Origin of the sequence: Bradyrhizobium sp. 930_D9_N1_4, from assembly GCF_052076015.1 — a bacterium.
Lineage (GTDB): Bacteria > Pseudomonadota > Alphaproteobacteria > Rhizobiales > Xanthobacteraceae > Bradyrhizobium.
The window spans coordinates 1,844,134-1,856,465 of the sequence record NZ_CP197236.1 but is presented as its reverse complement, the minus strand read 5'-3'; the positions used below and the strand labels follow the sequence as shown (position 1 = coordinate 1,856,465).

13 protein-coding genes are annotated in these 12,332 nt (G+C 66.5%); 10 read left to right on the top strand and 3 right to left on the bottom strand.

The features are described 5' to 3' along the window. Nucleotides 1–8: 8 nt before the first annotated feature. Complete coding sequence (locus tag AB7532_RS08595; RefSeq protein ID WP_441234370.1) at nucleotides 9–770, bottom strand: SOS response-associated peptidase; 762 nt, start codon at nucleotides 768–770, stop codon at nucleotides 9–11. A gap of 63 nt (nucleotides 771–833) precedes the next feature. On the opposite strand from AB7532_RS08595, the gene AB7532_RS08590 reads away from it, so the two are divergent. From AB7532_RS08590 to AB7532_RS08575, 4 genes are all read left to right on the top strand, one after another. Next, nucleotides 834–1,331 (top strand): hypothetical protein, encoded by a 498-nt coding sequence (locus AB7532_RS08590; RefSeq protein WP_441234369.1) that lies wholly within the window; start codon nucleotides 834–836, stop codon nucleotides 1,329–1,331. 33 nt (nucleotides 1,332–1,364) lie between these two features. After that, nucleotides 1,365–1,799, top strand: coding sequence for an NUDIX hydrolase (locus AB7532_RS08585; RefSeq protein ID WP_441234368.1), 435 nt, complete (start codon nucleotides 1,365–1,367; stop codon nucleotides 1,797–1,799). Between the two features lie 213 nt (nucleotides 1,800–2,012). Further along, nucleotides 2,013–2,390 (top strand): TIGR02301 family protein, encoded by a 378-nt coding sequence (locus AB7532_RS08580; RefSeq protein ID WP_441234367.1) that lies wholly within the window; start codon nucleotides 2,013–2,015, stop codon nucleotides 2,388–2,390. 303 nt (nucleotides 2,391–2,693) lie between these two features. After that, nucleotides 2,694–2,960 (top strand): hypothetical protein, encoded by a 267-nt coding sequence (locus AB7532_RS08575; RefSeq protein ID WP_441234366.1) that lies wholly within the window; start codon nucleotides 2,694–2,696, stop codon nucleotides 2,958–2,960. 187 nt (nucleotides 2,961–3,147) lie between these two features. On the opposite strand, the gene AB7532_RS08570 is transcribed toward AB7532_RS08575, so the two are convergent. Both AB7532_RS08570 and AB7532_RS08565 read right to left on the bottom strand, forming a co-directional pair. After that, the gene (locus AB7532_RS08570; protein ID WP_441234365.1) at nucleotides 3,148–4,017 is read right to left on the bottom strand and encodes a sulfurtransferase; all 870 of its coding nucleotides are present in this window, start codon (nucleotides 4,015–4,017) and stop codon (nucleotides 3,148–3,150) included. Between the two features lie 168 nt (nucleotides 4,018–4,185). Continuing rightward, entirely contained in the window at nucleotides 4,186–5,520 is a 1,335-nt protein-coding gene (locus AB7532_RS08565; RefSeq protein ID WP_441234364.1) for a dihydroorotase, read from the bottom strand. Nucleotides 5,521–5,616: 96 nt separating this feature from the next. Between AB7532_RS08565 and ygfZ the strand changes: the two genes are divergently transcribed. The 6 genes from ygfZ (at nucleotide 5,617) to AB7532_RS08535 (ending at nucleotide 12,330) form a co-directional block, all read left to right on the top strand. Next, nucleotides 5,617–6,492 carry a CAF17-like 4Fe-4S cluster assembly/insertion protein YgfZ gene (gene ygfZ, locus AB7532_RS08560; protein WP_441234363.1) on the top strand — a complete coding sequence of 292 codons (876 nt, stop codon included), beginning with the start codon at nucleotides 5,617–5,619 and terminating at the stop codon, nucleotides 6,490–6,492. Then, complete coding sequence (locus AB7532_RS08555) at nucleotides 6,489–7,115, top strand: DNA-3-methyladenine glycosylase I (RefSeq protein ID WP_441234362.1); 627 nt, start codon at nucleotides 6,489–6,491, stop codon at nucleotides 7,113–7,115. Before ygfZ ends, AB7532_RS08555 begins: the two co-directional genes overlap by 4 nt. Then, entirely contained in the window at nucleotides 7,112–7,726 is a 615-nt protein-coding gene (locus AB7532_RS08550) for a YfbR-like 5'-deoxynucleotidase (RefSeq protein WP_441234361.1), read from the top strand. The genes AB7532_RS08555 and AB7532_RS08550 overlap by 4 nt, the downstream gene beginning before the upstream one ends. A 141-nt stretch (nucleotides 7,727–7,867) precedes the next feature. Next, complete coding sequence (locus tag AB7532_RS08545; RefSeq protein ID WP_441234360.1) at nucleotides 7,868–8,374, top strand: tyrosine phosphatase family protein; 507 nt, start codon at nucleotides 7,868–7,870, stop codon at nucleotides 8,372–8,374. 229 nt (nucleotides 8,375–8,603) lie between these two features. Further along, nucleotides 8,604–9,572, top strand: a complete 969-nt coding sequence (locus AB7532_RS08540) for an NUDIX hydrolase (protein ID WP_441234359.1) — start codon at nucleotides 8,604–8,606, stop codon at nucleotides 9,570–9,572. A 49-nt stretch (nucleotides 9,573–9,621) separates the two neighbouring features. After that, nucleotides 9,622–12,330, top strand: a complete 2,709-nt coding sequence (locus tag AB7532_RS08535) for a DUF2339 domain-containing protein (protein ID WP_441234358.1) — start codon at nucleotides 9,622–9,624, stop codon at nucleotides 12,328–12,330. Nucleotides 12,331–12,332: the final 2 nt, after the last annotated feature.

The following is a 12,332-nucleotide window of genomic DNA, read 5'->3' as shown; positions in this document are numbered from 1 at the left end:
CAGCGCGACTAGAACAACGACCCCTGCCCGTCGTCTGACGACGCCGCTGCCTTCCGCGCGATCTTCTTCGGCTTTGCCGCTTCTGCCTCCGCTTCCATCTCCTCCGCGCTCATCGGCAACAGCAGCTGATCATCATCATTGGCGACGCGATTGACGCGGGTCGAGACCGGATGCCAGGCGAACTCGCCGATCCGTGGGGCAGTCATCAGCGGCAGGATCGCATCGACCTCGTCGCCCCTGATGTCGAGCCAGCGCTCGAAATCGCGCGGGCTGATGGTGACGGGCACGCGGTCATGCAGCGCCGCGAGGTCCTCGCCCGCCGCCGCCGTGACGATCGCGACCGTGTCGACCTCCTCGCCGTTCGGCCCCGCCCAGGTCTCGAACAGAGCGGCAAATCCCAGCGGCTCGCCGTCGGCGCGGTGGATGTAGAAAGGCTGCTTGCGGCCGTCGACCGACTTCCACTCATAGTAGCCGTCGGCCGGGATCAGCCCGCGCCGCCGGCGAATCGCGCGTTTGAAGGCGGGCTTCTCCAGCACCGTCTCGGAGCGGGCGTTGATCAGCAGCGTGAATCCCTTGGGGTCCTTGACCCAGCCCGGCAGCAGGCCCCAGCGCATCAGGCGGAAATGGCGGGCGCCATTCTCGACCAACACGACCGGAATCGGTTGCGTCGGGGCGACATTGTACCGGGGCGGGAAATTCGGCTGCTCGATGTAGCCGAATAGCTGCCGTAAAGCCGCGGGGGCCGAAGTTATGACGAAGCGTCCACACATCCTGAGGCGTCTATATAGGGTCCGTTCAGGTCCTTTTAACCCCGAACGTTAACACTGCGGCAGATGAGCTCAACGGCCTCCCCCGCGCGGACGCATGTACAGACGGGCCCCGAGGCTGCCGCCTGGGCCGAGCGGCTGCGCGTGGCCAACATCAACCCGCGGACCGGGCTTGCCACTGACTATCTCAACCATTTCAATGAAGCCGTAATGCTGCTGGAAATGGTGCCTGACATGCCGGAATGCGCCGAAGACTTCCTGACCTGGTCGCCGCTGTCCTATGCCGAGCATTTCACGGCGTCGAATTTCAAGGCACGGGATCTGGCCATCGAAGCCTATGAGAAGGCCGAGCCGAGCGTGCGCTCCCAGTTCGACCACATCACCGACACCATGACCTCGATCCTGACAGCGGTCGGCTCGGCCATGCGCGAGGTCGAAAAGGACACGACCCGCGTCCGCCTCGCCGAGCAGGCGAGCCTCTGGGTCAAGCCGCTGATCGCCGCCTGCGGCGGCATCATCAATGGCGGCGCGGAGGCCGACGTCGACACCATCATGTCGAACTGAGCCAGGGTACTTGAAGACAGGATCGTTGAAGAGATGTCGGCGGTCGTCCAGCCCACCCGTCCCCAGATCGCGGTCAGCGCGGCCATTTTCCGCGACGACAAGGTGCTGCTGACCCGCCGCGCCCGCTCGCCCGCCAAGGGCTTCTATTCGCTGCCCGGCGGCCGGGTCGAGTTCGGCGAATCGCTGCACCAGGCCCTTGCCCGCGAGGTCGACGAGGAGACCGGGCTTGCCATCGAGATCGTGGGCCTCGCTGGCTGGCGCGAGGTGCTGCCGGCCACGCCCGGCGCCGGCCATTATCTCATCATGTCCTTTGCCGCCCGCTGGGTGGCCAAAGAGCCGGTTCTGAACGACGAGCTCGACGATTACCGCTGGATCGCCCCGGACGCTCTGGGCAGCCTCGGCGGCCTCAAGATGACCGGGGGGCTGGAGGAGATCATCCAGTCAGCCCACCGGCTGATTGAGGCGTAATCGTGTGCGGCGAACTCCGCTGCACCTCTCCCGCTTGCGGGAGAGGTCGACGCGCGAGAGCGCGGCGGGTGAGGGCTTTCTCCTCTTGGGGGCTATCGCCCGCGGAGACACCCCCTCCCCACCCTCCCCCGCAAGCGGGAGAGGGAGCGCACGTTCACTGCGCCCCTAACGTCGCCTTGCGTCCACCGCCTCGACGCGGCATACACGCCGCCGATGTCCACGCGATTTCTGGCCATTTTTGTCCTGATTCTCGCCTGCGCCTCCGCGCCCACGAGGGCGCAGGACGTGGCGGCGCCGTTCGACGCCGATTTGCAGCGGTTGGCGGAGATTCTCGGCGGCCTGCACTATCTGCGCGCCATCTGCGGGACCAACGAGGGCAACAAATGGCGCAGCGAGATGCAGGCGCTGATCGATGCCGAGACCCCCTCGGGCGAGCGCCGCACCCGTATGATCGCCGGCTTCAACCGCGGCTATAACGGCTTCCAGCAGACCTATCGGAGCTGCACGCCGGCCGCGACGGTGGCGATCCGCCGTTACATCGAGGAAGGCTCGAAGATCTCGCGTGATCTCACGGCGCGCTACGCGAACTGAGCTCTCTCTCTGTCGGCCAAGCCCTGAACAGCAAATCCTCATCCTGAGGAGCGCGAAACGCACGTCTCGAAGGATGAAAGGCCCGGCTGCAGCAGCGGGGCCTGCATGGTTCGAGACGGGCGCTTCGCACGCTCCTCACCATGAGGAACAGGCGTTCGAACACACACGCCGGAACCCTGTCATCGACTTTGTTCACAGCCGTTAACCGTTCCTAAAGATGTGGCCTAGCGGGCGTTAATACGCGTGCTACACCTCTTGCACAGCGCATCGCCGTGGATCGCGCCCCAGCCCTGATCGAGTTTCATGAGCCAGCCGATTTCATACGCCCCCGACCGCGCGCCGCTGCCCGATCACGAGCAGAAGCAGGCAGCACTGAGCTATCTCAACGAGGCCTGGGCCGAAGCACGCCATGAAGGCGTCGACGGCGACTGCCTGGCGCAGGCGAGCCTGTTTGCGGCATTTGCCGAGCTCGTCGGCACCTATGGCGAGGACGCGGTGGCGAAATTCGTCGAGGGCTTTCCCGGCCGCATCCGCAACGGCGAATTCTCGATCGACATTTCCCGGCAATAATCACACTCCGAAAATGACCCCGCCACGCGGGCGGGGCCAGTCTACGGATGAATGACCTTGCGAACAGGATTTGACCAATACGTTCGCGAAGTCTGACGTGTTTATCGCACGGAAGCCGCATCCCCCGGCCAAGCATTAGTCTCGCGATGGCCGGGAGTTATTCCCGCCGCGAGCAGGAATGCGCGCCTTAATCCGTCTCGATCGGCAGCGACGGATCCCTCGCCCACTCACCCATGGAAGCGTCGTAGAGCGTCAGCTTGTCGTAGCCGAGCTGCGTCAGCATCAGCAGGTCGATCGTCGCCGAGATGCCGCCGCCGCAGTACAGGATCACGTTCTTGTCGCGCGTGACGCCCGCTGCGGCGAATTTCGCTTCGGCGTCGGCCGACGTCGTCAGTGTCTTGTCGGCGTTGGCGAGCGTGGCCGCGGGAACGTTGACGCTGCCGGGAACGCGGCCGGGCCGGCCGTAGCGGCTCGGCTCCAGGCCTTGATGGAATTGCGGCCCGAGTGCGTTGACGATCACGGTTGAGGGATCGCCGATCCGCGCCTTCACCGCGCTCTTGTCGACGAAGAAGCCCGCGCGCGGCGTGGCCTTGAAGGTCGCGGCTGGATAGCCCTTTGGTGCGCCGGTCTCAAGCGGGCGCCCCTCGGCCTTCCATTTGTCGAGACCGCCGTCGAGCACACGCGCATCGACACCGAGCGAACGCAGCATCCACCAGAACCGCGTCGACCACATCATGGTGCCGATGCTGTAGAGCACGATGGTCTTGGACGCATCGACGCCGTGGCGGCCGAAGGCGGCTTCCAATTGAGCGACGCCAGGCATCATGAAGAATTGTTGCGCGGAGGTGTCGGAGAACTCGCCTTGCAGGTCGAGGAAATCGGCGCCGGGGATGTGGCCGGCCGCAAAGGTCTTGTCGCCGGGGACGGCGCGATAGGGCATGTCGCTACCGGGTGGGACAGGCTCGTTGTAGGTCGTGCAATCATAGAGGCGAAGATCGGGATCGCCGAGGTGGGCTGCGAGTTGCTCGGTGGTGATGAGGGGTGTCGGCTGGGACATCGTTCTCTCCCAATTTGAGCTTGCGCTCCCTCGCACTCTGTCATTGCCCGCGAAGGCGGGCAATCCAGTATTCCAGAGGCGGCTGTGATCGAACCGAGAAGCCGCGGCGTACTGGATGCCCCGCCTGCGCGGGGCATGACGCCGGAGTAGACGGCGCAGCCCAATTCGTTACTGCTTCAGCGTCTCCAGAAACCGCACCGGCTCGCCCTGCGAGGCCGTCACGAGTTCGCCCTGCCACATCACGCGGCGGCCGCGGATGAAGGTGCCGACGGGCCAGCCCGTGACGCGCACGCCGTCATAGGGCGTCCAGCCGGCCTTGGACGCCACCCATTTGTTGGTGATGGTCTCGCTGCGCTTGAGGTCGACGATGGTGAAGTCGGCGTCATAGCCGGCGGCGATGCGGCCCTTGCAGGCCATGTTGTAGAGACGCGCGGGACCGGCGCTGGTGAGGTCGACGAACCTTGCCAGCGACAGGCGGCCGGCATTGACGTGATCGAGCATCAGCGGCACCAACGTCTGCACGCCGGTCATGCCGGAGGGTGAAGCCGGATAGGTCTTCTGCTTCTCTTCCAACGTATGCGGCGCATGGTCGGAGCCGAGCACGTCGATGATGCCCTGCTCGATGCCGCGCCAGATGCCGGCACGATGATCGGCGCCGCGCACCGGCGGGTTCATCTGCGCCAGCGTACCGAGCCGCTCGTAGCATTCGGGCGCGACCAGCGTGAGATGGTGCGGCGTCGCCTCGCAGGAGGCGACGTCCTTGTGGTCGCGCAGGAACTCGATCTCTTCCTTGGTCGAGATGTGCAGCACGTGAATGCGTTTGCCGGTCTCGTGCGCCAGCTTGACCAGGCGCTGAGTCGCCAGCAGCGCCGCGGTCTCGTCACGCCAGACCGGATGCGAGCGCGTATCGCCCTCGATGCGCAGCGGCTTGCGCTCGTTGAGGCGGTATTCGTCCTCGGCGTGGAACGCCGCACGGCGGCGGATGACCTGGAAGATGCGGCGCAGGCTTTCGTCATCCTCCACCAGCAGCGCGCCGGTCGAGGAGCCGATGAACACTTTCACGCCGGCGCAGCCCGGCGCGCGTTCGAGCACCGGCAGGTCCTGCACATTCTCACGGGTGCCGCCGATGAAGAAGGCGAAATCGCAATGCATGCGGTGATGCGCGCGCTTCACCTTGTCCGTGAAGGTCGCCTCCGTCACCGTGAGCGGCGAGGTGTTCGGCATCTCGAACACGGCGGTGACGCCGCCCATCACGGCGCTGCGCGAGCCGGTCTCGAGGTCTTCCTTCTGCTCCAGCCCGGGTTCGCGGAAATGCACCTGCGTGTCCATCACGCCGGGCAGGATGTGCAGGCCCTTGCAGTCGATCATCTCGGCCGCGGAGGCCTGCGACAGTGGGCCCAGCTCGGCGATGCGGCCGTTGGTGATGCCGATATCGCGAACCCCCTCGCCGTCCTGGTTGACTACGGTGCCTCCCTTGAGGATCACATCGAAACGCTGGGTCATGGGGCCTCTCTCATCCCCAAGCGCAGGGCTTGAGGTCTTGTCGTTTATGCCTTGCGGGCTTACGTTCCGGAGCACCATGTCGCAAGAGATTTTCGCATGAAATCAGCGTTTCTTCCCGACCGGAGCGTGATCAAGGTCGCAGGCGAGGATGCGCGCAGCTTCCTCAACGGCCTCATCACGACCGATGTCGACAGGCTCAAGCCGGGCCTGGGGCGATTCGGCGCGCTGCTAACGCCGCAGGGCAAGATCATCGTGGATTTCCTGATCACGGAAGTGCCCGCCGGCCACGGCGGCGGGTTCCTGATCGACTGTCCGAAGGCGCTGGCCGACGGCCTCGCCACCAAGCTGAAATTCTACAAGCTGCGCGCCAAGGTCACGGTGGAAAGCCTGGATCTCGGCGTGCTCGCGGCCTGGGACGGCCAGCCCGCGGCTCAGCCGGACCTCGCCTTCGCCGATCCGCGCAACGAAGCGCTCGGCACGCGCATCCTGATCCCCGAGGACCTCAAGCAGAAGCTGTCAGACCTGATCGGTGCCGAGCTGGTCGATGCCGCCGACTACGAGGCGCACCGCATCGCGCTCGGCGTGCCGCGTGGCGGGCTCGATTTCATGTACAGCGATGCGTTCCCGCACGAGACCAACATGGACCGCCTTGCCGGCGTCGATTTCGACAAGGGCTGTTATGTCGGCCAGGAAGTCGTCTCGCGCATGCAGCATCGCGGCACCGCGCGCACCCGCAGCGTGAAGGTGCTGCTGGAGGACCACTCGCCCGAACTCGGCGTCAGCGTGATGGCCGGTGACAAGTCCGTCGGCACCATGGGCTCATCGGCGAAAGGCAAAGGCATCGCGCTGGTGCGCATCGACCGCGTCGCCGATGCGCTCGATGCCGGCCAGCCGCTCACCGCCGGCGGCCTTGCGGTGAGGCTCGCCGAACCGGACGTCGTCCGCATTCCCGTAAAGCAGCCGATCGCATGAGCCGTGCCCCCCGCCTGCATCCCGACGGAAAGACGCGCTGTCCCTGGCCCGGCGAAGATCCGGTTTATGTCGCCTATCACGACACCGAATGGGGCGTGCCTGAGTATGACGACCGCGCGCTCTATGAAAAGCTGATCCTCGACGGTTTTCAGGCCGGCCTCTCCTGGATCACGATCCTTCGCAAGCGCGACAATTTCCGCAAAGCGTTCGACGATTTCCAGCCGGAGAAGATCGCGCGCTACAACGACAAGAAGGTCCACGCGCTGATGAACGACGCCGGCATCGTGCGCAACCGCGCCAAGATCGACGGCGCGATCCTGAGCGCGAAATCCTATCTCGATATCATGGAGAAGGGGCCGGGCTTCTCGAAGCTGCTCTGGGACTTCATGGACGGCAAGCCCAAGGTCAACAATTTCAAGACCACCGCGAGCGTGCCGGCCTCGACGCCGCTGTCTGCGCAGATCTCCAAGGACCTGTCGTCGCGCGGCTTCAAGTTCGTCGGCCCGACCATTGTCTACGCCTTCATGGAGGCGACCGGCATGGTCAACGACCATCTCGTCGACTGCCATTGCCATGCAAGCTGCGGCAAGACGCAGCGCAAGCTGCGCCTCAAGGCCAAATGAGCGCGAAGAAAACGGCAGGCGCCGCGGAATCCCGCGCCTGGCAGCGCATGCTGTCCGGCCGGCGCCTCGATCTGCTCGATCCCTCCCCGCTCGATGTCGAGATCGCCGACATCGCGCATGGGCTCGCGCGCGTCGCGCGCTGGAACGGGCAGACCACCGGCGCGCACATCTTCTCGGTCGCGCAGCACACCCTGCTGGTCGAGACCGTGCTGCGGCACGAGATGCCGCGCGTCGACCAGCGCATGCGGCTCGCGGCCCTGCTGCACGATGCCCCCGAATATGTCATCGGTGACATGATCTCGCCGTTCAAGGCCGTGCTCGCCGGCAATTACAAGGCGGTGGAGAAGCGCCTGCTCGGTGCCATCCACATCCGCTTCGGCCTGCCGCCGTCGCTGCCCGATGAGATCACGCTGGCCATCAAGGCCGCCGATCGCGGTGCCGCCTATCTGGAGGCGACCGAGCTTGCAGGCTTCAGCGATGCCGAGGCCAAGCGCCTGTTCGGCAAGGATCCCGGTCTCTCCGACAGCGTCCGGCGCGACTATCTCACGCCGTGGACTGCGGCACGGGCCGAGAAGCAGTTTCTGGAGCGGTTCGGTGCGGTGTTTGCGTAGCATCATCCCATTGTAGGGTGGGCAAAACGACGCGTGCCCACCAAACTGAGCGCGACTCGCGCGATTGCGAAATGGTGGGCACGGCGCGATGCGTCTTTTCCCACCCTGCGGCCGCGGCTATAATCAAGAAAAAGGTCCGCCATGATCCACGTCTGTTCCCTCGCCGCCCTGCCCGAAACCGTGCGCCTCACCAAGGCCAGCCACGTGCTGACCGTGATGGCCAATGTCGAGCAGGTCGCGCGGCCGGTGTCGGTGTTGCCGGCCAACCATCTCAAGGTGTCGATGGACGACATCACCGAGGAGATGGACGGCTTCGTCGCGCCCTCCGAGACGCATGTCGACCAGGTGCTGAATTTCGTGCGGGGCTGGGACCGCAGCGCGCCGCTGGTGGTTCATTGCTATGCCGGCATCAGCCGCTCGACCGCGAGTGCGTTCGCGGCCGTCTGCGCGCTCAATCCGGATCGCGACGAGATCGAGATCGCCAGGAAAATCCGCGCGGCCTCGCCGATCGCCTCGCCGAACCGGCGCATCGTCGGCCTCGCCGACCGCGCGCTGGGTCGCAACGGCCGCATGCTGCGCGCGCTCGACGAGATGGGCCCGGGCGCGATGATGGTCGAGGGCCGCCCCTTCGTGATCGAGCTCGAATGATACGGGAGTCGATTAGCAGCCCCGACGGGACTGCGCCCCCTCTCCCGCTTGCGGGAGGGGGTTGGGGAGAGGGTCTCTCGACAACGGGACAATCGCCTGGAGGAGAAAGCCCTCACCCGGCGCTACGCGCCGACCTCTCCCGCAAGCGGGAGAGGTTACAGCGAGCCCGCGGCGAGATCAGCTCAATCAACCGACATATCCCTCTCGCGACATCTGCGATCGTGACCGCATGAGCGATAAGCTCCTCACGCCGATCGAGATCGGCCTGACCGCGGCGATCGTCGCGATCGAGGATCATGAGCCGCTGATCCTCACCGCGCGCGGCAGTGACGGGCTCTCCGGCCTGCCGTTCGGCCCGTTCGATGCGCTGAGCCATCGCACGTTCGAGATCGGACTGCGCGCCTGGGTCGAGGAACAGGCGGGCCTGCGGCTCGGCTATGTCGAGCAGCTCTATACGTTTGGCGACCGCGGCCGCCATGCCGAGGCCGGCGACACCGGCGCGCATATGGTGTCGATCGGATATCTCGCGCTGACGCGTGCCGTCGGCGGCGAGCTTGCCGCTGATGGCGCGAGCTTCGAGCCATGGTATCGCTTCCTGCCCTGGGAAGACTGGCGCGAGGAGCCGCCCGCGATCATCGCCCGCGACATCATTCCGGCGCTGACGAATTGGGCTGAAGAGGAGACGCCGGAGACCACGCGCGCGCTGCCGCGGAAGGATCGCGTGCGGTTCTATTTCGGCCTCGACGGCGCGCCCTGGGACGAGGAGCGCGTGCTCGACCGCTACGAGCTGCTCTACGAGGCCGGGCTGATCGAGGAGGCCCGCCGCGACGGCCGTCCTGCGGCACTGGCGCGCAGGACGCTTCCCGCGCTCGGCACCTCGATGCGCTTCGACCACCGCCGGATTCTCGCCACGGGAATCGCGCGGCTGCGCGCAAAACTGAAGTATCGTCCTGTGGTGTTTGAACTTTTGCCCGCCGAGTTCACACTCACTGAGTTGCAGCACACCGTGGAGGCGATCTCCGGCCGGCACCTGCACAAACAAAATTTCCGTCGCCTGGTCGAAACCGAAGCCCTGGTCGAACCGACCGGGGTGATGTCGACACAGACGGGCGGACGCCCGGCGGCGCTCTACCGCTTCCGCCGCGACGTGCTCCAGGAGCGGCCCGCGCCCGGCTTGCGCGTTCGCTCCCGGCGCTAGATTTTAGGATTCGCGACCGGCCCCTGCCCGCCGGTTGCCTGGAGGCTGCATGTTCGACGGTCCATTTGACGTCTTTGCGCTGATCATTGCGATCATCGCCATCCTGATCGCGATCAAGGCTTCCAGCCAGGCGGCCGAGCTGCGGCGCAAGCTGAACGCGCTCGAAGAGATGTTTTATGCGCAACGGCGCGTGGTGCAGCCGCCGCCGTTGATGCCCGCGCAAGTGCCGGCCGAAGCGCCCGCGACGACGGCCGCCGAACCGCCGCCGCTCGCGCCGGAAGCCGAGGCAGCACCGCCTCCACTCGTCACCGAAGAGGTTGCGCCGCCTCCGCTTGCGGCGAGCACGGAGGCCGATGCGACACCGCCATCGCTGCCAGCACCGGAGCCTGGCTTCGAAGAGCGGCTCGGTACGCGCTGGGTGGTGTGGATCGGCGGCCTTGCGCTCGCGCTCGGCGGCTTCTTCATGGTGCGTTATTCGATCGAGGCCGGCCTGCTTGGCCCCGGCGTGCGCGTGTTCCTCGGCGGCCTGTTCGCAACGGCGCTGCTGGGCGCCGGCGAATGGTCGCGGCGCAAGGAAAGCATCTCCAGCATCGCCGCGCTGCCGATCGCCAACATTCCCGCGATCCTCACCGCGGCCGGCACGGCCGTGGCGTTCGCGACCGTCTATGCCGCCTACGCACTCTACGGCTTCCTCGTACCTGCAACCGCCTTCGTGCTGCTCGGCATCGTCGCGATGTGCACGCTTGCGGCTGCGCTCCTGCATGGGCCCGCGCTCGCCGGCTTGGGCGTGGTCGGCGCGTTCGTGACGCCGATCCTCGTCTCCAGCGGCAAGCCGGACTATTGGGCGCTCTACATCTATCTCGCCATCGTCACCGCCGCGAGCTTCGGTCTCGCCCGGATCCGGCTGTGGCGCTGGCTGGCGGTCACGACCATCGCCTTCGCCGTGCTCTGGATCTTCCCGGGTCTCGACACCGGGAGGATACAGGTCGCGCCGCATGCCTTCCATGTCATCGCCGGCTTCGTGCTGGCCGCGCTGCTCGTCGTCTGCGGCTTCATGTTCGGCCCTGATATCGAGGACGGCGAGATCGAGCCGGTGTCGTCGAGCTCGCTCGGCGCCTATCTGTTCGGCGCGATGCTGATCGTGCTGTCGAGCGCGCATGCCGATCTCGCACTGATCGCGTTCACGCTTCTGGTCGGCGGGACGCTGTTCGTGGCGTGGCGGGCGCCCTCGGCTACGGGCGCGCTGGGCGCGGCCGCGGCGACCGTCTTCATCGTGTTCGCCGAATGGGCGGTGCGCGCCAATCCCGACATGCTGGTGCTGCCGGGCGGCCCGATGCCCGGCGTCGGACCGGTCGCGACCGACGGCTCGGTCACGCTGCATCTGGTGCTGGCCGCGATCTTCGCCGCCGGCTTCGGCATCGCGGGCTTTCTTGCCCAGGGCCGCTCGAACTCGGCGATCATTCCTGTCGTGTGGTCGGCCGCGGGTGTCGCCACGCCGATCGCGATCCTCGTTGCGCTCTACGCCCGCATCGCCCATCTCGACCGCTCGATCCCGTTCGCGATCCTCGCGGTGCTGCTGGCCGCCGCTTTCGGTGCTGCGACCGAATCGCTCTCGCGCCGCGAAGACCGGCCGGGCGCTGCAACCTCGGTCGCGCTGTTCGCGACCGGCACGCTCGGCGCGCTGGCACTGGCGCTGACCTTTGCGCTGGAAAAGGGCTGGCTGACCATCGCGCTGGCGCTGATGTCGCTCGGCACCGCCTGGATCTCGCTGCAACGGCCGATCCCGGTGCTGCGCCGGCTCGCGGCCGTCTTCGCCGCCATCGTCACCGCGCGCATCGGCTATGATCCGCGCATCGTCGGCGAGGCCGTCGGCACCACGCCGATCTTCAACTGGCTGCTGTGGGGCTACGGCCTGCCGGCGGCCTCGTTCTGGGGCGCGAGCATCTTCCTGCGCCGCCGCGCGGACGACCCGCCGTTGCGCGTGGTTGAATCCGCCGCGATCCTGTTCACCGCGCTGCTCGCCTTCACGGAGATCCGGCACCTCGCGACCGGCGGCAACATGACGGACGCGCCGTCCCTGCTGGAATTCGCGCTGCAAGTCTGCATCACGCTGGCGATGGCGATCGGGCTGGAGCGTTTGCGGCTGCGGAGCCACAGCATCGTGCACAATGTCGGCGCGGTCGTGCTCACGGTGATCGCCGGCCTCATCAGCGTGTTCGGCCTCCTGATCCTGGAGAACCCGCTGATCTGGCGCACCGACGTCGGCGGCGCCGTGTTCAACCTGCTGCTGCTCGGCTACGCGCTGCCGGCAGTGCTGATGCTGCTGCTTTCCTATGCGGTGGCGGGCGAACGCGGCAAGGTCTACGCCAACACGATCGCCGGCGGCGCGCTGGTGTTCGCGCTCGCCTATGTCACGCTGGAGATCCGCCGCTTCTATCACGGCCCGATCCTCTCCACCGGCCCGACGACGGGCGCCGAGCAATACACCTATTCGATCGGCTGGCTCGGCTTCGGCGTGGTGCTGCTCGGGGTCGGCATCCTCGTCAACTCGGAACGCGCGCGGCTGGCGTCAGCGGCGGTCATCGCGCTGACGATCCTGAAGGCCTTCGTGATCGACATGTCGACGCTGACAGGCGTCTACCGCGCACTGTCGTTCATGTGCCTCGGTGTCGTGCTGGTGGCGATCGGCTGGCTCTACCAGCGCATCCTGTTCCGGCGGCAGGTCGCGCCGCCGCCGGCTCCGCAGGCGGGGAGTTGAAG